Below are 26369 nucleotides of genomic sequence, written 5' to 3'. Positions count from 1 at the left end.
CCTCGGTGGGCGGCGCGAACGTCCGGCAATCTCTCCCACGCGGGGCGGGTCACTCCACCCCACGCCCCAGTTTCGAATGCTGACGCGAATACCCGAAGTAAATGGCCAGTCCGATCGCGAGCCATGCAACAAACGCGACCCAAGTCACCGCTTGCAGGTTCAGCATCAAAAACAGGCAAGCCGCCACCGCGAGGATGGGCACGACCGGCACGCCCGGGCAGCGGAACGCGCGCGGCAGATCCGGATGCGTACGGCGCAGAACCAGCACGGCGATGGACACCATCGAAAACGCAGCTAGCGTGCCAATATTGATCAGTTCCGCGAGCACGTTCAGCGGCACGAGCGCGCCGATCAGTCCAAAGAAGATGCCGACGAACCACGTCGTGAAAAACGGCGTGCCGAACTTCGGATGCACGCTCGAAAGTCGCGCGGGCAACAAGCCGTCGCGGGACATTGCGTAGATGATGCGCGTCTGCCCGTAGCTCATGACCAGGATCACGGTCAGCATGCCGAGCACGGCGCCCAGATCGATAAAACCCGCCACCCACGGCTGTCCCGCGACCTGCAGCGCGTACGACACCGGATGCGAAGTGTTCGCAAACTGCGCCGCCGGCACAATGCCCGTCACGACCGCAGCCACCGCGACATAAAGCACCGTGCACACCGCAAGCGAAGAAATGATGCCGATGGGCAGATCGCGCTTCGGATTCTTCACTTCCTCGGCCGCCGACGACACCGAATCGAAGCCGATAAACGCAAAAAACATCACGGCAGCAGCGCCAAACACGCCGCCCCAGCCGTTCGGCATGAACGGATGCCAGTTCGTCGGCGTTACATGGAACACGCCAACGCCGATCACCATCAGCACGACCGCGACCTTGATTGCGACCATGATGTTGTTCACACGCGCCGATTCCTTGATGCCAATGGAAAGCAGCGCCGTGATCGCCATCATCACGAGAAACGCGGGCAAATTGAACAAGGTGAACTGTCCAGGCACGGCGCCGGGCGCCGCAGTCAGCACGGTCGGGAGTGCGACGCCGACGCCCGAGAGCAGCGACTGCAGATACCCTGACCAGCCAACAGACACTGCCGATGTCGCCAGGCCGTACTCCAGCATCAGATCCCAGCCGATCACCCACGCCGCCAACTCGCCAAGCGTGGCGTACGAATACGTGTAGATGGATCCGGCAACCGGAATCGTCGATGAAAACTCCGCATACGCGAGCGCCGCGAGCCCGCACGCAATTGCCGCGAAAATGAACGACACCATCAGCGCCGGGCCGGCCTGGACGGCGCCGGTTCCGGTGAGCACGAAAATCCCCGTGCCGATAATCGCCCCGACGCCCAGCAACGTCAGATCGAGTGCGCCGAGCGTCTTCTTGAGTCCGGCGCGCTGCGCGCCGGCGAGCATGTGCTCGATGCTTTTCTTACGGAACAGAGACATGAACAGGGAACTCCTAACCTCGGGCATGGCACGCCGAACCGGCGGCCAAAATCGATTGGAAAACCTGAGATTTTATCGGAGAGAGGAACTTATGCGTCGCAAAACGTTGCAGATAACTTAATTTTGACTTCCGCCAGACAGTGCTTTCGAAGCAGAAATAATCAAAAGTTGCGTCTTGATGAGAAAAACAGATGGGTTTAACTTTTGTAAGCAGAATAAGAAGAAAAAGCCCCTTCTGGAGCTTTTTGTCGCGACGGCGCATTTCGTATCTCGCGCGGTTTATGTACCGCCAAACGAAAAAACCGAAGCGCAAGGCTTCGGTTCTCTTGTCCTGCCGCCAGCCAGCCGATCAATCAGCCAACAAAAGCCTTTTCCACCACGTAATGTCCCGGATGATTGTTGCTTCCTTCCTGGAAGCCCATTTCATCGAGGATCTGACGCGTGTCGCGCAGCATGTGCGGGCTGCCGCAGAGCATGACGCGATCGTTTTCCACCGAGAACGGCGCGACGTCCAGATCGGAGAAAAGCTTCTTTGTTTCGATAAGATCAGTGATCCGGCCACGATTCGCGAATTCTTCACGCGTCACGGTCGGGTAATACACCAGTTTTTCCTGGATCAACTCACCCAGGTGCTCGTGCGCCGGAAGATGCTCGGTGATGAAATCCTTGTACGCGAGCTCATCGACGAAACGGCAGGTGTGCGTAAGAACGATCTTGTCGAAACGATCATAGACGTCGGGGTCCTTGATGATCGACATGAACGGAGCCAGGCCCGTGCCGGTCGACAGCAGCCACAGCGTTTTGCCGGGCAGGAGGTTGTCGGCGACCAGCGTACCCACTGGCTTCTTGCCGATCAGCACAGGATCGCCGACCTTCAAATGCTGAAGGCGCGATGTCAGCGGACCGTCCTGAACCTTGATGCTGAGGAACTCGAGATGCTCTTCGTAGTTCGCGCTTGCCAGGCTGTAGGCGCGCAGCAGCGGCTTGCCGTCGACTTCGAGACCGACCATGGTGAACTGGCCGTTTTCGAAACGAAACGCGGAATCGCGCGTGCAGGTAAAGCTGAACAGCGTGTCGGTCCAGTGATGGACGCTCAGAACGGTTTGAGGATTAAGGTTGCTCATGGCTTCATGGATAGTGCGGAATCAGGGCGGCGCAGTGGTACGTGCCAGCAGCCGTTTCGACAACCGGGCACGATTGCGACGACAACACCGGAAAGGCGCAACGAAAGCAATGCTGCAGGTTGGTCATGCGCGCTCACGCGAAATTCCGGCGGCATGCTGAAACCGGGCGTGTGACTGCGAAGGCCTCCGCGCCCGGTGCGGGTATTCCGCTTCCCCCACAACCGCACGCGTAAACCACTATTTTACCGCACACGCGATTTCAGGGTTCGAGGAGGGTTTTTCAGCGAGAGATCGGACAACACGCGGACAACACGCGGACTACCCGATACAAACCTTCCGGAGTCCGCATCATAACAACCGCCGACGGCAGCAAGGCAAAGGCCCTGCTGCCGTCACAGGCTGCCAGGCACGACGATTTCAGCGGCTGACCGCGGGCTTTAGACGCGCTGGTCCGTCGAAGGCTTTTCCCACAGGTTGATGCCGCCTTCAGTGGCGTGTTGATCGATTTCCGCCAGTTCTTCCTTCGTGAACTCGAGGTTTTTCAACGCGCCGACGTTCTCCGTCACCTGTTCCGGGCGGCTCGCGCCGATCAGCACCGACGTCACGCGTGCGCCGCGCAACGCCCACGCCAGCGCCATTTGCGCGAGGCTTTGACCACGGCGCTGCGCCAGGTCGTTGAGCTTCCTCACGTGCTCGATATTCTGCGCGCTCAAGTGCTCCTGCTTCAGTGATCCGCCACCTGGCTTGTTCACGCGTGCATCGGCGGGCACGCCGTTCAGGTACTTGCCCGTCAGAAGCCCTTGCGCCAGCGGCGTGAACGCAATGCTGCCCGCGCCGATTTCATCGAGCGTATCGAGGAGTTCTTCTTCGACCCATCGGTTCAGCATGTTGTAGGACGGCTGATGGATCAGCAACGGCACCTTGTGCTCGGCCAGCAACTTCGCCATTTCGCGCGTCTTGGCCGGCGAATACGACGAAATCCCCACATATAGCGCCTTGCCCGAATGCACGGCAGTCGCGAGCGCGCCGGCGGTTTCCTCGAGCGGCGTATCGGCATCGAAACGATGCGAATAGAAGATATCCACGTAGTCGAGCCCCATGCGCTGCAGGCTTTGATCGAGCGAGGCCAGCACGTACTTGCGCGAGCCGCCGCCTTGACCATACGGGCCTGGCCACATGTCCCAGCCCGCTTTCGACGAAATCAGCAATTCATCACGATACGGCTTGAAATCGTCCTTGAACAACCGCCCGAAATTCGTCTCGGCGCTGCCGTACGGGGGCCCGTAGTTATTGGCCAGGTCGAAGTGCGTGATGCCGAGATCAAACGCCGTGCGCAGGATGTCGCGCTGTGTGGAGATCGGCGTGGTGTCGCCGAAGTTGTGCCAAAGACCCAGCGACAACGCCGGCAACTTCAGCCCGCTTTTGCCGCAGGTGCGGTAAGCCATCTGCGAATAGCGCTCGGAAGCTGCTTCGTAAGCCATGACGAAATCCTTGTATCAGATGTGGGAAAGGGTTTTGCAAGCACAAACGAGAAACAATCGCGCGGCGTGCCATCGATTTAATGTCGTCTGACATGCGCCGGGTCTGACATGTTATCGAATCGTGAGAACTCGTGTCGGCGTTGACCCGAAAGACCTCAGGGCTATCCCGATATTAAAACCCTCGGCCGGATGGCTAATGGGGGAACGATTTACCTTCGGCATGAGCCCAAACCTGCTCACTAGAACAAGGAGAACTTTATGGACCCGCTCGACAAACTACGCCCCGTCTACAATTTTCTGATGACGGCCGGCGTTTCTTACGGCATTGACGTGCTGGTGGCCATACTCATACTGATCGTCGGCTGGTGGATTTCGAACCGCGTTGCCGCTGCCGTCAAGCGCGCGCTCGGGCGCACGAACGCCGACGCCACGTTCACGCCCGTAATGGCGAGTCTCGTGCAATGGGCCATCCGTGTGATCGCGATCGTCGCGGCGCTGGGCAAGTTTGGCGTCGCCGCCGCCAGCATCCTGACGGTGCTCGGCGCTGCCGGTCTGGCGATCGGCCTGGCGTTGCAAGGCACGCTGCAGAACATTGCCGCCGGCTTGATGCTGCTCCTGCTTCGGCCTTTCAAAGTGGGCGACTACATAGAAGGCGTGGGTGCGACGGCAGGAACGGTCAACGAGATCGGCCTGTTCACCACGCGCCTGACAAAAAGTGACGGTGTCATCATGTTTGTGCCGAACAGCACGATCTGGGCAAACCCGGTCACGAACTTCACCGCGAACGATCGCCGGCGCGTGGTGCTGAACGTGATCATTCCGGAAGACCAGAACATCGAGAAAACGCTGGCTTCGCTGCATCGGATTGTGGAAACCGATCCGCGCATCATCAACGATGAAAAAACCAAACCGTGGATTGCCGTCTCCGAGTACACCGATACCGGCCCGAAGCTGAACATCGGCGTCTGGACGAACCGTACCGACTACGCGAACGTGCAAGCTGACTTGCTCCGCCAGATCAAGCCGGGCATCAAGCCAGCCGAAACGCCCGTGCCGCCGCCCGGAAGCGCTCCCGCGTGAAGCCATTGTTTCGATGCTGGACGCATCCGGCCGGGTTGAATAAGCTTTCGGTCCACACACAGACGAGACTTATATGACCAAGGCGATTTCCATTGCGCTGATCGTGGGCGGCGTTGTGCTGCTTTACTTCGGCGGCCAGTCGTTCCATTCGCTGAGCAACGATGTGTCGCGCTTTTTCACCGGTTCGCCGACGAACAAGACAATCTGGCTGATCGCCGGCGGCATGGTCGCCATGCTCGCCGGGCTTATCGGCCTGGCCATTCCGAGCAAGGGCCGTTAAGCCGGAGCGTCACACCAAGGGAACGTCTTCCTTCGCCGCCGAGCGCGTTCCCGGCAACGGGAAATTGCTCGCGCCCCGGTACGTGTAGACGAGCGAGAACTTCACGGCATCGGTGAGGTTCTTGCCGGCGGAATGCAACGTGTTGCAGTGGAAAAACACCACGTCGCCGGCATTCAGTTTCGGCGATACCGCGCTGTGTATCAGCGCCGCATTCTCGGGCAGGTCGGAGCGGAAGAACTTGGCGTCATCAAAACGCTCCGACGTGAAAGGCAACTTCTGCGACATCGGCACGAACCACAACCCGCCGTTTTCCACCGTCTCGTTACCGAGCGCGACCCACGCTGAAACCAGGTCGTCGCGCTCGAAATTCCAGTACCGCACATCGCGATGCCATCCGGTCAGGCTGCCATATGCCGGATGCTTCGTCATCACGCAGTTGTGATGCGCGCGTGAAAGCACGGGCGTTTCGCCAAAGTAGGTTTCCATCCAGCCGCGCACATCGGGCGACGTTGCCCAGTCCGCGAACAGCGTATCGCGGCTGTAGGCGTCGAGCAGCCGGCGCACGGTGTGTCCGCCGGGCGCGTCCTTCGAGTTCGGAGCGCCGGGGTATTGCAGGTCGGCTTCGAATTCCACCGGCGCAGCCGCTTGCGCCAACTGTTCCCGTGCGACGTTGCGCATGGCTTCGCAGCGCTCGGGCGAGACAAGACCGGGCACCACGACGTAACCGTTTTCCCGCAACACGCGGACTTGTTCCAACTTCGTTTGATTCGGCATATCGGCTCACAGGGAAATGCGTCTTGCCGGCTGCCTGCGGTCAAGGAAACCGTAAGCGGCCCGCAAATTCAGGGCGAATACGCTGATTGTAAATCGCCACAGCATGTCCAGCGTGCCGGAGCGCGAGCGCCCATGGTCGAACTTTCCTGCGGGAAAGTGCTGACTTCCGGCAGTAACAATTCTTCGATAATCTGCCGGGCATTGAGAGAGCACATCGAAAATCGCTTTCGATGAATATCTATTAAATTATTGCGCGTTTCGTTCAGCAACTTTTCTTGTCTTCAATTACTCGAACTGTTGAACGCTTTTTTTGACACGGCTACTGTCGGGTCATTGCTTTGGCAACTCAGGCTTGTGAGATCCATGAATATCCGTTTCGCCAATCGTCTTACACGTGCCGCCGTCCGCGCCGCACGCCCCGCTGGACGACGCGTCGTCCGTGCCCTGCGCCATCATTCGGCGCGCACTCAATTACTTGCAGGAAGTTTCAGAAACTCGCATCCTGTGGATGGTATTCGTTCCTGGTTTCACGGTTTCTTTTCCAGTCTTCGGTTAAGGGCGGTATCGCGGCAAGCGACGCTCAAAGCCTTATTGCGAAAACCGGCGCAATTACGTGCGCCTGTCTCAAAATCAAAACCATTACCGGGTGTAATTAATACGTCTAGCCGACGCCCGCGCAGGCTTTCTGCCAGCGCCGGATGGTTTGGGTTTTCCACCCGCTGATTATTTCAAAGTAGCACTAGCCTTTGCGCGCAGCACTCCAGCCCCGGTAAAAAAAAGCCCGCCAGGCGTGAACAACGCTTGGCGGGCTTTTCCATACGTGGACGTCAAGCCGTTTCGGTCACGGGTTCCGTACCAGCGGCTTCAGCCAACAGCAATGCCTTGTCCGTGGCTTCCCACGTAAATTCCGGCTCTTCACGGCCAAAGTGACCATATGCAGCCGACTTTTCGTAGATCGGGCGCAGCAGGTCGAGCATCTGGATGATGCCCTTCGGACGCAGGTCGAAATGCTCGAGCACGAGCTCCTGGATCTTCGCATCCGACACGCGGCCCGTACCAAACGTGTTCACCATGACCGAAGTCGGGCGCGCCACGCCAATGGCGTACGACACCTGGATCAGGCAACGTGAAGCCAGGCCCGCGGCCACGATGTTCTTCGCGACATAACGTCCCGCATAAGCCGCCGAGCGGTCGACCTTCGACGGATCCTTGCCCGAGAACGCACCGCCGCCGTGAGGCGCCGCGCCGCCGTAGGTATCGACAATGATCTTGCGGCCTGTCAAGCCGCAATCGCCTTGCGGACCGCCGATAACGAAACGCCCGGTCGGGTTCACCAGAAACTTGATGTCGCCCTTGATCAGCTCTGGCGGGAGCACCGGCTTGATGATCTCCTCGATCACCGCTTCGCGCAGCGCCTTCAATTCGATGTCCGGCGCGTGCTGCGTAGACAGCACGACGGTATCGATGCTGTGCGCCTTGCCATCGACATAACGCACGGTGACTTGTGACTTCGCGTCCGGACGCAGCCAGTTCAGGCGGCCGTCGCGGCGCATGTTCGCCTGACGCTCGACCAGACGGTGCGACAGGTGAATGGGCAGCGGCATCAACTCAGGCGTTTCGTCGCAGGCGTAGCCGAACATCAGGCCCTGGTCGCCGGCGCCCTGGTCGAGGTTGTCGTCGTGCGCGGCGTCAACACCTTGCGCGATATCCCGCGACTGTTTGTCATACGCCACGAGCACGGCGCAGCCGCGATAGTCGATGCCGTAATCCGTGTTGTCGTAACCGATGCGCTTGATGGTGTCGCGCGCGACCTGGATGTAGTCGACGTTCGCCTGGGTTGTGATTTCGCCCGCCAGGACGACCAAGCCAGTGTTGCAAAGCGTTTCGGCCGCGACGCGGGAGTACTTGTCCTGAGCCAGGATGGCGTCGAGGATGGCGTCGGAGATCTGGTCGGCAACCTTGTCCGGGTGGCCTTCAGAGACGGATTCAGAGGTAAAGAAGTAGTTGTTTGACACGCTTCAGACTCCAATTTAGATACGGGTAAGTTACTCACGTAGCCGACTTCGTTTGGAGTCTGAAGCGGCGACGCTTTAGCGGAAAACATGGTCCGAAACGCACCGTTAAGCACGTTCCGGCTTCGCCCCGCAAGTTGTCCATTAACTCGGCGAAGGTTTTATTATAGCGACTTCTCTAATTTGTCACAGAGCAGACCGTTTGTCGCCAACCAACACCAACCCTCACTTTTTCAAAGCCCGGGACGCTTCCCGGTATCGCACCAGTCCAGCCGTAACGATCCTCGGGAGCGTCACATGTTAGGCCGCATCGGGGTTGCGCTCGCAGTCGGCTTGCTGAAACTGCTGGCCCTGATTCCATACGGCATCACGGCTCGTTTCGGCGATGCCCTCGGCTGGCTGCTTTATCAGATTCCGAGCCACCGGAAACGGATCGTGCACATCAACCTGAGCCTCTGCTTTCCGGAGTGGACGCCCGAACGCCGCGAAGAAGTCGCGCAAAAGCATTTCCGGCACGCAATCCGCAGCTACGTCGAGCGCAGCGTGCAATGGTTCGCCCCGGCTGAAAAGCTCGCCAAGCTGATCCAGGTGGAAAGCCAGGTCGATCTGCTGGACCCCGACATGCCGCCGACCTTGCTGCTCGGCTTTCACTTCGTCGCCATTGAAGCGGCCTCGGTCTGGATCAACCACGAACTGCACCGGACGTGCGGATCGCTGTACCAGCCCATGTCGAACAAGACGCTTGACGACGTCGCGAAGAAGCAGCGCGGCCGTTTCGACGCCGAAATGGCAAGCCGCGCCGACAGCGCCCGGATCGTGCTGCGGTGGCTGCGCGACCGCAAGCCCGTCATGCTCGGCGCCGATATGGACTACGGCATGCGCAATTCGACCTTCGTGCCGTTCTTCGGCGTCCAGGCGTGCACGCTTACCGCAGTCGGCCGGCTGGCCAAGACCGGCCATGCGCAGATCATGCCGTTCGTGGGCGAAGTCCTGCCGAACTACAAGGGCTACAAGCTCAAGGTCTTCAAGCCCTGGGACAACTACCCCACTGGCGACGACGATGCCGACGCGCGCCGCATGAACGCGTTCCTGGAGGAGCAGGTGCGCCTCATGCCCGAGCAGTACTACTGGGTACACAAGCGCTTCAAAACTCGGCCACCCGGCGAGCCGGGCTTTTACTGAGAATCCAGTATCAGGGAAACGGCTCGCGATTGCTGCATGAATCCGGGCTCACCCCCCATTCGGCCTAGTGCATGCGCAACCTTCGCGTCACTTACAATAGCGACATGAAACTCGAATTCACCAAAATGCACGGCGCGGGCAACGACTTTGTCGTGCTCGACGGCTACTCTAAACCGCTTTCGCTGAACGCGGCGCAGGTGCGCGCGCTCGCGGACCGCCACTTTGGTGTGGGCGCTGATCAGTTGCTGCTGGTCGAAAAGCCTGATATCGACGGCGTGGATTTCAAGTATCGAATCTTTAACTGCGATGGCGGCGAGGTCGAACATTGCGGCAACGGCGCGCGCTGTTTCGTGAAGTTTGTTCGCGACCGCGGCCTGACCAACAAGATGAGTGTCCGGGTGCAAGTGCAGCAAGGCGTAATCGTTTTGACCATGCAGGAAAACGGCGACGTCATGGTCGACATGGGGCGCCCCGAGTTCGAACCCCAGCGCGTGCCGTTCAATGCCGAAGGATTGCAAGGGCGCACCGAAGGCGCGGATACCCTTTGGCCGCTCGACGTGCAAAGCGAAACCCGCTGGATTTCCACGGTTTCAATGGGCAATCCTCACGCCGTCCAGGTCGTCGCCGACGTCGAGACCGCGCCAGTGCTGACCGAAGGGCCGTTGATCGAACATCATGTGCGTTTTCCGAAGCGGGTGAACGCGGGGTTCATGCAAATCGAAAGCCGGACCGCCGTCAAGCTGCGAGTCTTCGAGCGTGGCGCGGGTGAAACGCTCGCCTGCGGTACGGGTGCGTGTGCAGCCGTTGCTGCGGGCATTCGCCGTGGGCTGCTTGACTCGCCGGTTCGGGTTCAGACGCATGGCGGCCTGCTCACCATCACCTGGGACGGCACGCGCGATCCGGACGCCGCGCTTTTCATGGCCGGCCCGGCCACCACCGTATTCGAAGGCGAGATCGAGCTTCCCGCCGACCTCGCCACAGCCGACTGACCGCCAGGAACCCGATGTTGCCCGATACTATGACCGAACGAGAAGTCGCCGATTACCTGCTCGCCAATCCGGATTTCTTCGCTGCGCACGCCGAGCTGCTGGGCACCATCCGCTTGTCCAATCCGCATGGCAAGTCGGCCGTGTCGCTGCAGGAACGGCAGATGGAAATGCTGCGCGACAAAAACAAGCAGATGGAGCGGCGGCTAGCCGAATTGCTGCGCTACGGACACGAGAACGACAGCATTGCTGCCAAGTTTCATCGGTGGACCATCCGGGTCATGTCCGAGCGCGATCCGCACGCATTGCCGAAGACGATTCCCGCAGGCCTGTGCGAAATTTTCGACGTGCCGCAGGCGGCGCTGCGCGTGTGGGACGTGGCCGAGCCTTACGCACAGGCGGAGTTTGCCAGGACCACGAGCGCGGAAGTACGCACCTTCACCAGTGGCCTCGCCGCGCCGTATTGCGGCGCGAACACGGGATTCGAGGCGGCGCAATGGCTGACGTCGGCGAGTTCGGTATCGGTGGCTTCGGCAACTACGGATGGTGTCGTCGATACCGCGAACACCACCGAGTCCATCGCGCTGATTGCGCTGCGCGATCCGTCGGCCGGACCCGAAGCGCCCGCGTTCGGCCTGCTGGTGATGGGTTCGCCCGATCCGCGCCGTTTCCATGAAGGCATGGCAACCGACTTCCTTTCGCAGATCGGCACGCTCGGCAGCGCAGCGCTCAGCCGCTTGCTGCCCCACTGACATGAACGCCGATCCGGTCGCCGCCTATTTATCGATGCTCGAGCATGAGCGGCGTTTATCGGAACATACGCTGCGCGGCTACACGCATGAACTCGACGAGCTGAAAAAGCTCGCCAATGGCCGCGCGCTGGAATCCCTCATTGCAACGGACATGCGCGGCGCCGTGGCCCGCGCTCATGGGGGCGGCCTGTCGGCGCGTTCGATTGCGCATCGCTTATCGGTCTGGCGGGCGTTTTACCGATGGATCGCCGAGCGCGTCGAAATGGCTGCGAATCCCGTCGCCACCGTGCGCGCGCCGAAACGCGCGAAAAGCCTGCCCAAAGCGCTTTCCGTGGATGACGCCAACGCTCTCATGGAAGCGCCCCACGCCGACACACCCGAAGCCTTGCGCGACCACGCCATACTTGAACTCTTCTATTCGTCCGGCTTGCGCCTGGCTGAACTGGTCGGGATCGACGTCCATTTCGTGCAATCCGATGGTTATTCGTCAGCAGGCTGGCTCGATCTGGCTAGCGCCGAAGTGAACGTGCTCGGCAAGGGCAACCGGCGGCGGTCGGTGCCCGTCGGGAGCAAGGCGATCACGGCTTTGCGTGCATGGATTGAAGTGCGCGGACAATTCGTGAAGCTCGATCCCCATGCGCTGTTTTTATCGGTACGCGGCAACCGGATGACGCCGAATGTAGTGCGCGACCGGGTGAAACGCATGGCACTGCAGGCGGGCGTTCCGTCCAATGTGCATCCCCACGTGCTGCGGCATTCGTTTGCCACGCACGTGCTTCAATCCAGCGGCGACCTTCGCGCCGTGCAGGAACTCCTCGGGCACGCGAGCATTACCGCGACCCAGGTTTATACGTCTCTCGACTTTCAGCATCTGGCGCGCGTCTACGACCAGGCCCATCCTCGCGCCAAGAAGCGAGACTAGAGCAACGCTTCACCCCGGCTGTTACAGATCGCCAGGAACAACAAAGCGTGGCTGCGCCGTATCCGTCAGCGCGTTCACAAGAAGGTCGAATGAACACCATCACGCTGAAACCGGCGAAAGACAAGTCGCTCGCGCGCCGCCATCCGTGGATTTATGCGACCGCCATAGAACATGTGGAGGGCAAGCCCGCGCCCGGCGCGACCGTGCTGATCCGCTCGCACGAAGGCCGCTTCCTGGCCCGCGGGTCGTACAGCCCTGTGTCGCAGATTCGCGCGCGCGTATGGAGTTTCGATGAAACCGAGCCCATCGATCACGCGTTTTTCAAGCGGCGCGTACAACGGGCAATCGCTCACCGGCGAACCATGGTGCGCGATACCGGCGCCACGCGGCTGATCTTCGGCGAGGCGGACGGATTGCCGGGGTTGATCGTCGATTACTACATTGCCGACGATGAAACCCGTCGTGGCCAGCTCGTCTGCCAGTTCATGGCGACCGGCGTGGAAATGTGGAAGGACGCCATCGTTCAAGCACTGATCGGTGCGACCGGTTGCCCGAACGTCTACGAGCGATCGGATGTATCGATCCGGCAGAAAGAAGGCCTCGAACCCATCACCGGCGTATTGGCTGGCGACCCGCCGCCCGAAGCACTGACGATCGCAAACGAGGGCGGCGTGCGTTACTACGTGGACGTGAAACACGGCCATAAGACGGGCTTTTATATCGATCAACGCGACAACCGCGCGCTTGTTCGCGAATACGCAGCAGAGCGCGACGTACTCAACTGCTTTTGCTACACAGGCGGGTTTTCGCTTGCGGCGTTGAAAGGCGGGGCGAAACGAGTCGTATCGATCGATTCCTCCGGCGACGCGCTAGCCCTCGCGCAGCGCAATGTCACGGCGAACGGGTTCGACCCGGAGCGCGCCGAATGGCTCGACGCCGATGCCTTCAAGACCTTGCGTCGATTGCACGAAGAAGGACAGCGCTTCGATCTGATCGTGCTCGACCCGCCAAAATTCGCGCCATCGCGGGAACATGTGGACCGGGCCGCGCGCGCCTACAAAGACATCAATCTCACCGGGTTCAAGCTGCTGCGCCCGGGCGGCCTGCTGTTCACGTATTCGTGCTCGGGCGCGATCGACGCCGATTTGTTCCAGAAGATCATCGCGGGCGCCGCAGCCGACGCGAAAGTCGACGCGCGCATCCTGAAACGCCTGGGCGCGGGCATCGATCACCCGCTTTTGACCGCGTTTCCTGAAGGGGAATACCTGAAAGGCCTATTGTTGCAAATCGAATGAGCGGCCATAGTTGATAGCTCGGTTGACAGTTCGGGAAGGCGCTTCAAAGCACCCTCTTGACAAGTATGTTCAAATAATTGGCTGACTGCGTGATTTCGAGGGCAATGACGCATCGCGCGACAACCGCGCCGCCCGGAACCACGCTGCACGAATAACCTTTGACTCCAGAGAACAGGCGACCATCATGATTCCCGTTACCATCCTGACCGGCTTTCTGGGCAGCGGCAAAACCACCCTGCTCAAGCGCATCCTGAACGACCAGCACGGCATGAAGATCGCCGTGATCGAGAACGAGTTCGGAGAAGAAAACATCGACAACGAGATCCTCGTTCAGGAAACGAACGAGCAGATCATCCAGATGAGCAACGGCTGCATCTGCTGCACCATTCGCGGCGATCTGGCGCGCGCGCTCGAAGACCTCGCGGATCGCAAGAAGGCCGGCACGCTGAACTTCGACCGCGTGGTGATCGAAACCACCGGCCTCGCGAATCCGGGCCCGGTTGCGCAGACGTTCTTCATGGACAACGCCATTGCCGACGCATTCCTGCTCGACGCCATCATCACGCTGGTCGACGCCAAGCACGCGAACCACCAGCTCGACGAACACGAAGTCGTGCAGCGTCAGGTGGGTTTCGCCGACCGCCTGTTCATCACGAAGTCGGATCTCGTCGATGCCGCCGCGCTCGAAGCCCTGAAGCACCGTCTCGTGCACATGAACCCGCGCGCGGCCATCAAGGTGGTGAATTTCGGCGATGCCGACATCAAGGAAATCTTCGACCTGCGCGGATTCAATCTAAATTCAAAGCTCGAAATCGACCCGGATTTCCTCGCGGAAGACGATCACGCTCATGACGAGCACGGGCACGAGCACGGCCATGACCATGCCCACGACGACGATCACGACCACGCAACCTGCGGCCACGATCACAGCCATGACCACGAGCACGGCCACGCGAACCATCATCACGCGCATCACGACGACAAGATCAAGTCCTTCGTGTTTCGCAGCGACCGCGCGTTCGATCCGAACCGCCTCGAGGATTTCCTCGGCGGGATTCTGCAGATCTACGGCGAACGCCTGCTGCGCTACAAGGGCGTGCTGTATATGAAAGGCGTGGATCGCAAGGTCGTATTCCAGGGCGTGCACCAGATGATGGGCAGCGACCTCGCGGCAAAATGGCAGCCGATCGAGAAGAAGAACAGCAAGATGGTGTTTATCGGTATCGAGTTGCCGCAGGATCTGATCATCGACGGGCTTACCGCCTGCCTGGTCTGAGCCTCGTCGAACCGGCCTGAATCAGCCATGCGCGAAGCCGTTTATCGGTTTTGCGCATTATTTTCGCCCATCCACGCCAAAAGCGCCTGTTTCCGGCACTTCTCTCGCTATTTCTCGCCCGTCGCGCACCCAATGTGACGCATCGGGACAGCTAAAATCCTTGGCGCCTGGACCACCCGGATTGCCGCCGGCGATTTTTGGCGACGACCACCGTTGCAATATGTGCTCGCACCCACCAAGAACCATCGCTTTTTAAACGTCACCGCGTTATATTTTTGAGATATCGAACGAATCGGGGGAGCGTTTTGCGTGAGCCTCGTATGCCATGGCGATTCAGTTACAATACAGCCCCCACCGGACCAGCCCTGGATACGGTTTTGCCCGAAGTGTCAAGGGTTTGCCCATAGCTGCGCCGGAAGTCCCGAGCGTGCCGTGCACGCGAAAACGACGCTAAAAGGTAGCAGGGCAAGAAGGTGGAAGTGCTAGGTAAGTGTTGTTCCGAACATCGGATGGCGGGCGGTTCGCTTGAAAATCAATCCCAAGGGAATTGTCTGCAAGGCGCGTATTGCGCCGTGCAAGAAGCAGGCTTTGGCCTGACCGGTGGATGGAGTAGTTGTTGGCGAGTATCGCCGGAAGCCGGGAGATCCGGACAACGGCGGCGGCGAGCGCGGCGAGCGACCGCGAAGATGGCGAACGACATCGCCCCACATTGAAGAAGCAAGCCAGATGACGACGAATCGATTGTTGACCGAAGACGAAATCCTGAAGATGGGCGACAAGGATTACATGAACGGCGATCAACTCGCGTTCTTCAGGGTCCGACTGGAGCAGTTGCAGGCCGATATTCTCAAGAATGCGGGCCAGACGACGGAAAACCTGCGGGAAACCGTCATCGTTCCGGACCCGGCGGACCGCGCGACGATCGAGGAAGAACATGCCCTCGAACTGCGTACCCGCGACCGTGAGCGCAAGCTGCTGAAGAAAGTGCAGCAGTCGCTCGCGCGCATCGAGTCCGGCGATTACGGCTGGTGCGAGGAAACCGGCGAACCGATCGGCATTCCGCGCCTGATCGCACGGCCGACGGCAACGCTCTCGCTCGAAGCGCAGGAACGACGCGAATTGCGCCAGAAGCTGTTCGGCGACTGATGCACATTGCCGGCACGCGCTGCGGCTGAAGCCGCGGCGGGAAACGCGCCGACTGCGAAATTGCTTCAGGCATCCGGGAAGCACTAAAAAGGCACACGATAATTCGTGTGCCTTTTTGTTTTTGCGCGCGTCTTTCAACCATCGCAACGCTTATTCCATATGACGATCGGCCGGCAATGGCCATCGAATGCAAGATGCCGGCCGATGCGTCTTGATAATTCCCCCCGCGCCCTAAAATGGACTGGACGCGCTCTTTTTGCGCGGGCGTGACGAGAGTCCGTCGAGCGCAACGCCGCACGCGCCCGGCCTCTTCCACGCTCCCCAAGGATTCCCCGGCGGCGCAGCGCGCCCCTCAGCTTTCAAAGGAATGCACATGGAACAATTTCACGGCACGACGATCGTCTCCGTGCGACGCGACGGCAAGGTCGCCTTGGGCGGTGACGGCCAGGTGACGTTGGGCAATATCGTGATGAAAGGCGGCGCCAAGAAAGTGCGCCGCATCTATGGCGGCAAAGTACTCGTCGGTTTCGCGGGCGGCACGGCCGATGCCTTTTCGCTCCTGGACCGCTTCGAAGCAAAGCTCGAGAAACACCAAGGGAACCTGACGCGTGCCGCCGTCGAACTCGCAAAGGACTGGCGCACCGACCGCATGTTGCGCCGGCTGGAAGCCATGCTGATTACCGCCGACGCAGAAACCACGCTGGTCATTACGGGCAACGGCGACGTGCTCGACCCGGAAAACGGCATCTGCGCGATCGGTTCAGGCGGCGCCTATGCACAGGCTGCGGCCCAGGCATTGACGGAAAACACCGAACTCTCTCCGCGCGAAATCGTCGAAAAAGCGCTGACCATCGCCGGCGACATGTGCATCTACACGAACCACAATCGCGTCATCGAGACGATCGAGTAACAGGACAAGGACCAACGATGACAACCATGACTCCCGCCGAGATCGTCTCGGAACTCGACAAACACATCATCGGCCAGGGCCGCGCGAAAAAGGCTGTTGCTGTTGCGTTGCGCAACCGGTGGCGCCGCCAGCAGGTCGCCGAGCCGTTGCGCCAGGAAATCACGCCGAAGAACATTTTGATGATCGGACCGACCGGCGTCGGCAAGACGGAAATCGCGCGGCGCCTCGCAAAACTTGCCGACGCGCCGTTCATCAAGATCGAAGCCACGAAGTTCACCGAAGTCGGTTACGTCGGCCGCGATGTGGACAGCATCGTGCGCGACCTGATCGAGATTTCAGTCAAGCAGACGCGTGAAACCGAGATGCGCAAAGTGCGTTCGCGGGCGGTCGACCGTGCCGAGGACCGGATCCTGGACATTCTTCTGCCGAGCGCGCGTCCCGTCGGTTTCGGTGCCGGCGAAACGCAGGACGACAGCGCGAACAGCACGCGCCAGACGTTCCGCAAGCGTCTGCGCGAAGGCTTGCTCGACGACAAGGAAGTCGAGATCGATGTCGAAGCGCCGCAAGCCAGCATGGACATCATGGGGCCGCCGGGCATGGAAGAGATGACGGACCAGATCCGTTCCATGTTCGCGAACATGGGCGGCGGCAAAAAGACGCAGCGCAAGGTGAAGGTCAAGGAAGCGCTGAAGCTGCTCACCGACGAAGAAGCCGGCAAGCTGCTGAACGACGAAGAGGTCAAGACGAAGGCCGTACAGAACGTGGAGCAGAACGGCATCGTGTTCCTGGATGAGATCGACAAGATCGCGTCGCGCAGCGAAGCGGGCGGCGCGGAAGTATCGCGTGCGGGCGTACAGCGCGATTTGTTGCCGCTGGTGGAAGGCACCACGATCAATACGAAATACGGGATGATCAAGACGGATCACATTCTGTTTATCGCAAGCGGCGCGTTCCATCTTTCGAAGCCGAGCGATCTGATTCCCGAGCTACAGGGACGTTTTCCGATCCGTGTCGAACTGGATTCGCTGTCGGTGGAAGATTTCGAAGCCATCCTGAATACGACCGATGCCAGCCTGGTCAAGCAGTACACGGCGCTGTTGGCTACGGAAGACGTGCATCTCGACTTCAGCGCGGAAGGCATTCGCCGGATGGCAGAAATTGCGTTTTCAGTGAACGAGAAGACCGAGAATATCGGCGCGCGGCGGCTTTATACCGTGATTGAAAAGCTGCTGGAAGAAGTGTCGTTCGCGGCGGGCAACCATGCGGGACACCCGGTGCATATCGACGCGGCTTACGTCGATAAAGCGCTGAACGACGTAGCCGAAGACGAGGATTTGTCGCGCTACGTGCTGTAACTGCAACAAGAAAAGACGGCGCCGCGCCCTTTCGATTATCGAAATGGCCCGGCGCTTTTTTATTGGCGCACGGGCTTTTTCGCCAGCTTTCTCTGCAGCGTGCGCCGATGCATGTTCAGCGCTCGCGCCGTGGCCGAGATGTTGCCGCTGTTCTCGGCCAGCACGCGCTGGATGTGCTCCCACTCCAGCCGCGCCACGGACAAGAGCGCCGGATGCTCGATGGCTTCCTCGGCCGTCTGCTCGCTTGCCTCTTCCTGCAGCGCCGACAAGATCGTCTCGACGTTCGCCGGCTTGGCCAGGTAATTATCCGCGCCATCTTTCACCGCCTGGACCGCCGTCGCGATGCTCGCATAACCCGTGAGCACGAGAATCCGCGCGTCGGGCTGCAGATCGCGCAATGGCGCGACGAGCGTCAGCCCGGAATCATTGCCGAGGTGCAGATCGACGGTGATCTGCCCGAACTTCTGCGTGTTGGCGAGACGCAATGCCGCAGCGGCGTCGTGCGCCTGATGCGGCGTATAGCCGCGCCGAGTCAGGCCGCGCGCGAGGATGCCCGCGAAGACTTCATCGTCGTCGATAACCAAAAAATTCTTGTCGCTCATGCTCTTTTCTCCGTGGAGACGGATGCCGCGATACCGCCGCGGCCCGTCCTTGCTGCTTTGTCACGCGATTCGGGGGCGCTTGTATCGGCGAGACGCAGGATTGCGTGCGTGCCGCGAGGGCTTGCCGCCGTCAGCTCGATCGACCCGCCGAGCCGCGCTGCCGCCGAGAATGCCAGATACAAGCCGACGCCGTGACCGCCTTGCGTGCTGTCGACCGGCGTCGCGCCGAGCGAGCCGCGCAGCCCGGCGGGAATGCCGGGGCCCTGGTCGCGTACATCGAATTGAATCACGGGCTCGCCAAGATGCCGCGCCGCCGATGTCGCGAGCGTCACTGAATTGCTGCTGGCCCGGGCCGCATTATCCAGCAGAATGGTCAGGATCTGGCCGACCGCGACCGGATCACTCAGGAATAGGCTTGCGCGCTTGTGCTCCTCGGCTTCGATCAGCTCGAAGCGCACGTGCGGGTGGCGCAGCCGCCATTGTTCGACAAACCCGTGCAGCCAGTCATCCAGCGATTGCCGCGGCGGCGGTTCACTTGCGCGGCTGCGCAGGCGCGCGAGCGCCGACGTGCACAAGCCCATTTGCTGCTCGAGCAATTCGATGTCCGCCGCATACGGCGCGAGATGCGGATCGTGACGCGCCGAATCGCGGAGTTCCTCGCTGAGCATTGCAATGGTCGATAACGGCGTGCCGATTTCGTGTGCGACGGTCGCGGCCTGAACGCCGAGCGCAACGGCGCGTTCGTCGCGCAGCAGGCGCTCCTGGGCATCGGCCAGAGCGAAATCGCGCGCTCGCAACGCCCGCGACATCCGCGCGACGAACCACCCGATCAAACCCACGCTCACCATGAAGTTCACCCACAACCCGATCCGGAAATACTCGAACAGGTTCAGCGGATCTTCCATATTGAGCGGCACGTAGCTGACGGTGAGCAGCGCATAGCAAGCCACGGCGAACAACGCCAGCCAGACCGACAGATTCCACGGTAGCACCGCGGCCGCGATTGCCAGCGACGGCAGATACAACGTGACGAAAGGATTCGTCGCGCCTCCGCTCAGGAACAGCAGCGCGGACAACGCGCCGAGATCGACCCAAAGTTGTCCGAACAATTCGAGATTGGTCTCGGGCCGCGCGCGCATGACACGGGTCCACGTGATTGCGTTGAACATGACTTCGAGCGAAATGATGGTCAGCATTGCTGCCATCGGGAGATGCGCGCCGTAGAAAGTCTGAACGACCGCAATCGTCACCAGTTGACCGATGATCGCAAGGCTGCGAAGCCAGAAAAGGTGACCGAGATTGACGCGGCCCGTGGTCGTGATTCGATGCATTTCAGTAATCGTCGCGCTTAATTTCAGAATAGTCTAATGGCCGCGATCGATGAATTGCCGCACCATCGGATGTTGTCTCGTACAGGGCGGCCCGGCCGCACAATCATCTATGAATCGCAGCCAATCGTCCCGTCCCGACGCGCTTTTGAGCGAAACGCCACTCATTCAAGACGCCGGCCAGGAATCCATTATCTCGCGCGTCCTGCCCGCTTATCTTGAGAACGCCAAAATCGCCGGTGCCCATGGCAACCAGGCGGAGCGTTCCACGTGGCTGCATGCTGCAACGCTGCTCGAACCCGCGCGCGCGGAAACCGTGCTGGATCTCATCGACTCGTTGTTGAAGCAGAAGCGCCTTGCCGAGGCCATCCAGCTTGGCGCGCAACTCGTCAATACCCATCCGCAACATGCGCTCGCGCTTTGGCATCTGGGTTATGCCCTTCAGCTCGCCAACCGTCACGCGGAAGCCATCTCGTTCTACGAACGCGCACATGCCATCGATGCATCCGTCCCGACCCTGCGCAATAACCTGGCCGTCGCCTACGAAGTCACCGGCCGTGAATCCGATGCGCTGAAGCTTCTTGAAGAAGCCGTAGCCGCAAATTCTTCGGATATCGAGGCGTGGACGAATTTGACGCGGATGTATCCGCGCCGCCGGGAGCTTGAGCATGCACTCGCGGCGGGCAAGCGCGCGGTCCAGATCGATCCGGCGAACGCACTGGCATTGTCCAACTACAGCCTTGCGTTGAAAGAGGCGCAGCGCTGGGAAGAGGCGACTGAGGCCGCCAAGGCCGCGGCTGACATCGCGCCGCAAGTGGCGCGACTTCCGTTCAACTTGTCCATTCTCGATCTCGTGCAGGGCAACTATGCGCGCGGTTGGGCCAATTTCGAAGCGCGTTGGGACGGGTCCAGCGAGTTGCGCAATTCATATCCCGAATTCAATGTGCCGCGCTGGAACGGAGAATCGTTGAAGGGCAAAACATTGCTGCTGTGGGGCGAACAGGGTTTCGGCGACGCGCTGCAGTTTTCACGCTTTGTCCCCATGCTGACGAAGAAAGTGAACGCTCAAGGCGGCAATCTTGTTTGGGCCGCGTTCAAAGCCGTATATCCGCTGATGGCGCGCTTGGCGCCAAAGAACGTTGAATGCGTGCCACACGACAGCCCGCTGCCCGAGTTTGATTTTCATTTCCCGCTGCTGAGCCTGCCTCTGCATTTCGGCATTGAAGAGGACACGATTCCGTCGAAAAAGGCCTATCTCGCAGCCGACGCCGACCTCGCCGCCGATTGGCGCACTGAGTTCGCCGCTGACAAACGCCTGCGCGTCGGCCTCGTATGGAGTGGCAGCGAGAACCATCAGCGCAATATGTTCCGCAGCGTGGGTATCGACCGGTATGCGCAGGCGTTCAAGGGTATCGAAAACGTCGCGTTTTTCTCGCTGCAAAAAGATGCGTCGGGCGCGGTATCGACGGCTCGGGACGGCGGTTTCGAAATCGCCGATCGCACCGGAAAGTTCGAAACCTTCGACGACACCGCTGCGTTCATCGATTCACTGGATCTCGTGATCACCGTGTGCACGAGCGTGGCGCATCTGGCAGCCGCGCTCGGCAAGCCGACGTGGATTTTGCTCGACGTCAATCCCCACTGGGTCTGGCAACTCGAACGCACGGACAGCCCGTGGTATCCGACAGCCAAGCTGTATCGGCAGCAAAACTTCGGGCAGTGGGAGCCGGTCATGAGCGACGTCGCCCGCGATCTGGCATTGCTCGCGGCGACGCACACCGGCGCGGCGCCACGCAAGCGCATGGCGAAGAAAACCTCCGCGTAAGGCGTCTGGCGGGTTTCAGCCACGCGCAAACGGCGATTCGGGCAACCGGGTCGCCGTTTTATTTTTGCACGATGCGACCGATTTTCTCGCTCAGGCACGCGGGACAAAGACACGTCAGCCGAGGCTCCAGGCGGTCGGCCGGCAAGACCGGCATCGATGCGCACCAGCATGTGGCATCGCCCGACTGGCTGCCGCAACGAAAATCCGCCCCGCAGCGTGCACAATGTTGCAATGCAGAGGATCCTGAACGCGTATCGGTCATGGTATCGAGGAGAATCGAGTGAAAGCGGTTTCGCAGCTCGCGCGAACAACCTGGTTTCATGCTCCCGCCCCACACTGGAGCGGCCAGGCGCCCGTCTGCCTCCGTTGCGCAATTGCAATGGTGAATACAACGCCAAACGCCTGATGCAGCGCGTCAGTCCTGTACAATTCCGCCTGTTTAAACTGCTCTTCGCCCCATCGCCGCCATGTCCGAGCTTCCCGACCTTACGCAGATCGCGCCGACCCTGAAAGCCGAAATCCTGGCTGAGGCGTTGCCCTACATCAAGCAGTATCACGGCAAGACGATCGTGATCAAATACGGCGGCAACGCGATGACCGAGGAGCGCCTGAAACAGGGCTTCGCGCGCGACGTGATCCTGCTGAAACTGGTCGGCATCAATCCGGTGATCGTGCACGGTGGCGGTCCGCAGATCGATCAGGCGCTCAAGAAAATCGGCAAGCAAGGCACGTTCATCCAGGGCATGCGCGTCACCGACGAAGAGACCATGGAAGTGGTCGAATGGGTGCTGGGCGGCGAAGTGCAGCAGGACATCGTCACGCTGATCAATCACTTCGGCGGTCAGGCGGTCGGACTGACAGGCAAGGACGGCGGCCTGATCCACGCACGCAAGCTGCAAATGCCGGATCGCGACAATCCGGGCGAATTCATCGATATCGGGCAGGTGGGCGAAGTCGAAGCCATCAATCCGGCCGTCGTGAAGGCGCTGCAGGACGACGCGTTCATTCCGGTGATCTCGCCGATCGGCTTCGGCGAAGACGGTCTGTCGTACAACATCAACGCGGACCTCGTTGCGGGCAAACTCGCCGTCGTGCTGAACGCCGAGAAGCTCGTCATGATGACCAACATTCCCGGCGTGATGGACAAGGAAGGCAACCTGCTGACCGATCTGTCCGCACGCGAGATCGACGCGCTTTTCGCCGATGGCACCATCTCCGGCGGCATGCTGCCGAAGATTTCATCGGCGCTGGATGCCGCTAAGAGCGGCGTGCGTTCGGTCCACATCATCGATGGGCGCATCGAGCATTCCGTGTTGCTCGAGATCCTGACCGAACAGCCGTTCGGGACCATGATCCGCTCGCATTGAGCGCGCAATCGCCACGCTCCATCAAGCGCCGCGTGAGCAAACGCGGCGCCCCCGTCTGGTTGTTCGATCTGGACAACACGCTGCATCACGCGTCGCACGAGATTTTTCCGGCGATCAATCGCGGGATGACGCAGTACATCATTGACCGGCTGGGCGTTGATATCGACGAAGCCAATCGGCTTCGCACCGGCTATACCCAGCGATACGGCGCCACGCTGCTGGGCCTGATACGACATCATCAGATCGATGCCTCCGAGTTTCTGCACCTCGTGCATACGTTCACCGACCTGTCTTCAATGGTGCGCGCCGAACGCGGGTTGGCGCGGCTGTTGAACCGCCTGCCGGGTCGCAAGATCGTGTTGACCAACGGGCCTTCCGTTTATGCTCACGCCGTGCTGGCGGAACTCGGTATCGCGCGCTTGTTCGAGCGTGTGATTGCAATCGAAGACATGCAGGTGCGAGGCATGTGGCGTGCGAAGCCCGATGCGGGAATGTTGAGGCGCGCCATGCATCGTGCGGATGTCAGGCTCTCGGACGCCATTCTTGTCGAAGATACACGGGGTCATCTGAAGCGCTATAAACGCATGGGAATTCGCACGGTCTGGATCACCGGGCATTTGCCGGCGGTTCGCAATGCGAGCGACAGCGGCTTCCTGCGTTCCGCCGCGCGCGGCCGGCCGCACTATGTGGACCTGAAGATCCGGTCAATTCAAAAGCTCAGCACCGCGTCGCAAACGCTCTTTGGTCCACGCCGCCGTTGAACTGGCCGCGCGGGACAGGTTTATTTTCAACAATCAGCGAGCCGACTGCGCTCTTTCGATCTGCCTGACTTCGGCCTGCGTGGGAAATTTATCCGGCGCAAGGCGCGTTGTCGCGGGAAAACAAAAGCGGTGATCGCTGAAATCGAAAGCCGCTTTCTCGAACTTGCTTAGAAACACCATGCCCAGCTTGGACGAGTCGCCAGGCATGGCCTCGTCGAATGCCAGCCCCTCGGCCGCGATGTTCGCCAGCGATCCCGGCTTCAGCTTCAGCAGCGAATGACTGGCCTGCGATCCGCCATTGCCCGGGGGAGAGTAGTTCACCTCAGCCGCAACGGCTCCGCCTTGCCGCAGACGTATGGCGTCTGCCTGCGACAGGACACCGCTCAGGCGCCCGAGCACAAGCGTGTCCAGGTCGAACCAGACCGGCTGACCACCGAGCACGATCTGTATGCCGGGCGCGCCGCTAAGCTGCGTCTCCATGGGCACGCACGTCAACTTATCGCGCTTTTTGGCGAAGAATACTGAATCGAAGAGATACCCACGGACATCGCCCGCCTGGCGATCCCAGATCCAGTTCAGCGTTGCGATAGCCGGCGCGCCCAGCATTCCGTCAACCTGAACGCCGAGTAGCTTGGCAGTAGGTCCGTAATCCAGCGCGGCAATGATCTTGTCGGATGGAATTTTCCAGTCCTCGCGGCTCATGGACACGCCGTCGTAGTAACCAATCTGACCGGTGAAACCTGTCCGGTCAAGAAACCATTCGCCGTTCTTTTCAAACGCAGCCCGGTCCCTGCTTGTCAGCGGAGTCAGGTCGCGTGCGGCGATGCCGGCATCGACGGTGGTCGCGTTGTTTCCCGTCGCGAAGACCAACTGGTATGTCGACGCGCCCGCCACGACCTTGACGAGCATCGGCAGCTTTGGCTCTTTTTGAATCGGAAAGATGACGACGGCATCGTCCTGCGGCGAACAGGCGCTCAGTAAAACGCCTGCCGCAATGACCACGGCCAGACGAAACCGGAGGGTGATGGATTTCGTATGCGAATGTGATTCGATCATGGCACTCGTCACGGTTGGGCCGGTAGATGCAGCAACGGCGATCAAAGCAAAACGACGTGACCAGGCTGAATGGGAGCTCACGTCGTGCAATGCAGATCAAGGCGTGGGCAAGGCGTCAGGCGCCGTTTGCGCCAGCGCGGAAAAGCAGAATCGATGCCGATCGAAGTTGAGAGCAATCTTCTCGAACTTGTAAAGAAAGCCGAGGCCGAGTCGAGCCGAAGCCACCCCGGTCTGCTGGAACACAAGCCCGTCCATGCTGAGGCTCGCCAGTGACACGGGCTTCGTCTTGACCACAACGACCGGCTTCCCCTTTGCGTCGCGATCAGCGCCGGGTTTGTCGATTGTCATTTCGCCGGCCAACGCGCTCAAGTAACGCAGTGTCGCGATATCGCCGACCGAGAGTCCTCCGCTGGTATTGCCTATATATCCTGTGTCGATTGTCATGACGGCCGGATGGCCATCAATCTCTATCGATATGGCGGGCGTCCCTTCGGGAAGCGTGAGCATTGGCACGCATGTCATGCCTGTGCTCTCAGCGCGGAACATTTTCGAACTGAAGCGATAGCCTTCCAGCCTGCGGTCGCGGCGATTCAGTACCCAGTTGAGCGTGGAGAGGGTCGCGGCGCCCACTGCGCCGTCTACACGCGCACCCAGATCCATCGACCATTGTGTGAGCAACGGCAAGTCGATAGCCGGCGCGATGCCGCGGGAAGCCACGGCCCACTGCCCGTAACGGAGCGCAGGCGACTCGTAATAGCGAATTGTGGCAGACCCCTCAAGCAAGGAAACGGACTTGCCGAGTGGTTCCCCGAATCGAGTCCAGGCTGACAACGCTGCGTCGCTCATGGGACGCAGATCGCGTGTTGCGGTGCGCGAATCGATGACGGTGTACGACGCACCCGTGTCGAAAACCATCCGATACGTCCGTGCACCCGCTTCAACCGACATGAATATGGGCGTCTGACTGTCCTGAATGGGCACGATCGCGACGGGCTCGTCCGTCTTGCCACAGGCGGTGAGCAGCATGGCGGCCAGCGTTCCGGTCATTAGCCACCGCAGCGTTGCGTTCTTGCGGCAGAAACGTGCGGCGAAGGGTACTGTCAAAGTCGATCCTTTGGCCCTGGATGATCTGCATTGCCCAATAAAGGCAAGATGCGCGAAACCTTGCGGATAACGGCGCGTTCATCGCAGACCGTGCCAGGATGCAGAGCAGTAACCCTATCCCCGGAAACTCCTTTTCCGAATCGGACGTTTCTTAGTATTGCAACCCGACAACCTCGCGATCAGGGGCGCCGAGCGGCTCTTTCGGCTTTTTCCGATATAATCCTCCCCATGCAACATGTTTCATCGCGCCGATTTGCTGACTCGATTGCGGGCGCGCGAACCCTGACCCGGTTCACTATAAATG

24 protein-coding genes are annotated in these 26369 nt (G+C 60.3%); 14 read left to right on the top strand and 10 right to left on the bottom strand.

Annotation, left to right across the window (positions count from 1 at the left end; all coding sequences use genetic code 11):
* Positions 1 to 49: 49 nt before the first annotated feature.
* The 3 genes from AXG89_RS06345 to mgrA all read right to left on the bottom strand — a co-directional run bounded on the left by AXG89_RS06345 (position 50) and on the right by mgrA (position 4052).
* On the bottom strand, positions 50 to 1447 hold the full coding sequence (locus AXG89_RS06345; RefSeq protein ID WP_062168628.1) for an amino acid permease: 1398 nt from the start codon (positions 1445 to 1447) through the stop codon (positions 50 to 52).
* Positions 1448 to 1800: 353 nt separating this feature from the next.
* Entirely contained in the window at positions 1801 to 2571 is a 771-nt protein-coding gene (locus AXG89_RS06340) for a ferredoxin--NADP reductase (RefSeq protein WP_062168626.1), read from the bottom strand.
* 437 nt (positions 2572 to 3008) lie between these two features.
* The gene (gene mgrA, locus AXG89_RS06335) at positions 3009 to 4052 is read right to left on the bottom strand and encodes an L-glyceraldehyde 3-phosphate reductase (RefSeq protein ID WP_062168624.1); all 1044 of its coding nucleotides are present in this window, start codon (positions 4050 to 4052) and stop codon (positions 3009 to 3011) included.
* A 258-nt stretch (positions 4053 to 4310) separates the two neighbouring features.
* Here mgrA and AXG89_RS06330 point away from each other — a divergent pair, with 258 nt between their 5' ends.
* Together AXG89_RS06330 and AXG89_RS06325 are read left to right on the top strand one after the other, a co-directional pair.
* The gene (locus tag AXG89_RS06330; RefSeq protein ID WP_062168622.1) at positions 4311 to 5132 is read left to right on the top strand and encodes a mechanosensitive ion channel family protein; all 822 of its coding nucleotides are present in this window, start codon (positions 4311 to 4313) and stop codon (positions 5130 to 5132) included.
* 73 nt (positions 5133 to 5205) lie between these two features.
* Positions 5206 to 5412 (top strand): DUF3185 family protein, encoded by a 207-nt coding sequence (locus AXG89_RS06325; protein WP_062168621.1) that lies wholly within the window; start codon positions 5206 to 5208, stop codon positions 5410 to 5412.
* A gap of 9 nt (positions 5413 to 5421) precedes the next feature.
* Here AXG89_RS06325 and AXG89_RS06320 read toward each other — a convergent pair whose 3' ends face one another.
* Positions 5422 to 6186, bottom strand: coding sequence for a phytanoyl-CoA dioxygenase family protein (locus AXG89_RS06320; RefSeq protein WP_062168619.1), 765 nt, complete (start codon positions 6184 to 6186; stop codon positions 5422 to 5424).
* 827 nt (positions 6187 to 7013) lie between these two features.
* Positions 7014 to 8201 (bottom strand): methionine adenosyltransferase, encoded by a 1188-nt coding sequence (gene metK, locus AXG89_RS06310; RefSeq protein ID WP_062168612.1) that lies wholly within the window; start codon positions 8199 to 8201, stop codon positions 7014 to 7016.
* A 294-nt stretch (positions 8202 to 8495) separates the two neighbouring features.
* Here metK and AXG89_RS06305 point away from each other — a divergent pair, with 294 nt between their 5' ends.
* The 9 genes from AXG89_RS06305 to hslU all read left to right on the top strand — a co-directional run bounded on the left by AXG89_RS06305 (position 8496) and on the right by hslU (position 18022).
* On the top strand, positions 8496 to 9380 hold the full coding sequence (locus AXG89_RS06305) for a lipid A biosynthesis lauroyl acyltransferase (protein WP_062168611.1): 885 nt from the start codon (positions 8496 to 8498) through the stop codon (positions 9378 to 9380).
* A 104-nt stretch (positions 9381 to 9484) separates the two neighbouring features.
* Entirely contained in the window at positions 9485 to 10369 is an 885-nt protein-coding gene (dapF, locus tag AXG89_RS06300; RefSeq protein ID WP_062170341.1) for a diaminopimelate epimerase, read from the top strand.
* 29 nt (positions 10370 to 10398) lie between these two features.
* A complete protein-coding gene (locus AXG89_RS06295; RefSeq protein WP_062170339.1) occupies positions 10399 to 11118 on the top strand; it encodes a DUF484 family protein in 720 nt (239 codons plus the stop codon).
* A 1-nt stretch (position 11119) separates the two neighbouring features.
* A complete protein-coding gene (xerC, locus tag AXG89_RS06290; protein WP_062168610.1) occupies positions 11120 to 12040 on the top strand; it encodes a tyrosine recombinase XerC in 921 nt (306 codons plus the stop codon).
* 89 nt (positions 12041 to 12129) lie between these two features.
* Positions 12130 to 13335, top strand: coding sequence for a class I SAM-dependent rRNA methyltransferase (locus AXG89_RS06285; RefSeq protein ID WP_062170337.1), 1206 nt, complete (start codon positions 12130 to 12132; stop codon positions 13333 to 13335).
* Between the two features lie 184 nt (positions 13336 to 13519).
* Complete coding sequence (locus tag AXG89_RS06280; RefSeq protein ID WP_062168609.1) at positions 13520 to 14611, top strand: CobW family GTP-binding protein; 1092 nt, start codon at positions 13520 to 13522, stop codon at positions 14609 to 14611.
* 726 nt (positions 14612 to 15337) lie between these two features.
* A complete protein-coding gene (gene dksA, locus AXG89_RS06275; RefSeq protein WP_062168608.1) occupies positions 15338 to 15757 on the top strand; it encodes an RNA polymerase-binding protein DksA in 420 nt (139 codons plus the stop codon).
* Positions 15758 to 16130: 373 nt separating this feature from the next.
* On the top strand, positions 16131 to 16667 hold the full coding sequence (gene hslV, locus AXG89_RS06270) for an ATP-dependent protease subunit HslV (RefSeq protein WP_062168607.1): 537 nt from the start codon (positions 16131 to 16133) through the stop codon (positions 16665 to 16667).
* Between the two features lie 17 nt (positions 16668 to 16684).
* Positions 16685 to 18022: an ATP-dependent protease ATPase subunit HslU gene (gene hslU, locus AXG89_RS06265; RefSeq protein ID WP_062168606.1), complete on the top strand. Its 1338-nt coding sequence runs from the start codon at positions 16685 to 16687 to the stop codon at positions 18020 to 18022.
* Positions 18023 to 18081: 59 nt separating this feature from the next.
* On the opposite strand, the gene AXG89_RS06260 is transcribed toward hslU, so the two are convergent.
* Together AXG89_RS06260 and AXG89_RS06255 are read right to left on the bottom strand one after the other, a co-directional pair.
* Entirely contained in the window at positions 18082 to 18624 is a 543-nt protein-coding gene (locus AXG89_RS06260) for a response regulator transcription factor (RefSeq protein WP_062168604.1), read from the bottom strand.
* Positions 18621 to 19955, bottom strand: coding sequence for an ATP-binding protein (locus AXG89_RS06255; protein WP_062168602.1), 1335 nt, complete (start codon positions 19953 to 19955; stop codon positions 18621 to 18623). The genes AXG89_RS06260 and AXG89_RS06255 overlap by 4 nt, the downstream gene beginning before the upstream one ends.
* Positions 19956 to 20064: 109 nt before the next feature.
* On the opposite strand from AXG89_RS06255, the gene AXG89_RS06250 reads away from it, so the two are divergent.
* On the top strand, positions 20065 to 21777 hold the full coding sequence (locus tag AXG89_RS06250; protein ID WP_082771345.1) for a tetratricopeptide repeat protein: 1713 nt from the start codon (positions 20065 to 20067) through the stop codon (positions 21775 to 21777).
* A 58-nt stretch (positions 21778 to 21835) separates the two neighbouring features.
* On the opposite strand, the gene AXG89_RS06245 is transcribed toward AXG89_RS06250, so the two are convergent.
* On the bottom strand, positions 21836 to 22039 hold the full coding sequence (locus AXG89_RS06245) for a cysteine-rich CWC family protein (RefSeq protein ID WP_082771453.1): 204 nt from the start codon (positions 22037 to 22039) through the stop codon (positions 21836 to 21838).
* Between the two features lie 205 nt (positions 22040 to 22244).
* On the opposite strand from AXG89_RS06245, the gene argB reads away from it, so the two are divergent.
* Together argB and AXG89_RS06235 are read left to right on the top strand one after the other, a co-directional pair.
* Positions 22245 to 23144: an acetylglutamate kinase gene (argB, locus tag AXG89_RS06240; RefSeq protein WP_060817518.1), complete on the top strand. Its 900-nt coding sequence runs from the start codon at positions 22245 to 22247 to the stop codon at positions 23142 to 23144.
* Complete coding sequence (locus AXG89_RS06235) at positions 23141 to 23905, top strand: pyrimidine 5'-nucleotidase (protein WP_062168600.1); 765 nt, start codon at positions 23141 to 23143, stop codon at positions 23903 to 23905. Before argB ends, AXG89_RS06235 begins: the two co-directional genes overlap by 4 nt.
* Positions 23906 to 23938: 33 nt before the next feature.
* On the opposite strand, the gene AXG89_RS06230 is transcribed toward AXG89_RS06235, so the two are convergent.
* Both AXG89_RS06230 and AXG89_RS06225 read right to left on the bottom strand, forming a co-directional pair.
* The gene (locus tag AXG89_RS06230; RefSeq protein WP_062168598.1) at positions 23939 to 24961 is read right to left on the bottom strand and encodes a hypothetical protein; all 1023 of its coding nucleotides are present in this window, start codon (positions 24959 to 24961) and stop codon (positions 23939 to 23941) included.
* 96 nt (positions 24962 to 25057) lie between these two features.
* Positions 25058 to 26065: a hypothetical protein gene (locus tag AXG89_RS06225; protein WP_162916011.1), complete on the bottom strand. Its 1008-nt coding sequence runs from the start codon at positions 26063 to 26065 to the stop codon at positions 25058 to 25060.
* Positions 26066 to 26369: the final 304 nt, after the last annotated feature.

Source organism: Burkholderia sp. PAMC 26561 (assembly GCF_001557535.2).
Lineage (GTDB): Bacteria > Pseudomonadota > Gammaproteobacteria > Burkholderiales > Burkholderiaceae > Caballeronia.
Note: the sequence above shows the minus strand (reverse complement) of the source record. Positions and strands in the feature narration are given on the sequence as shown.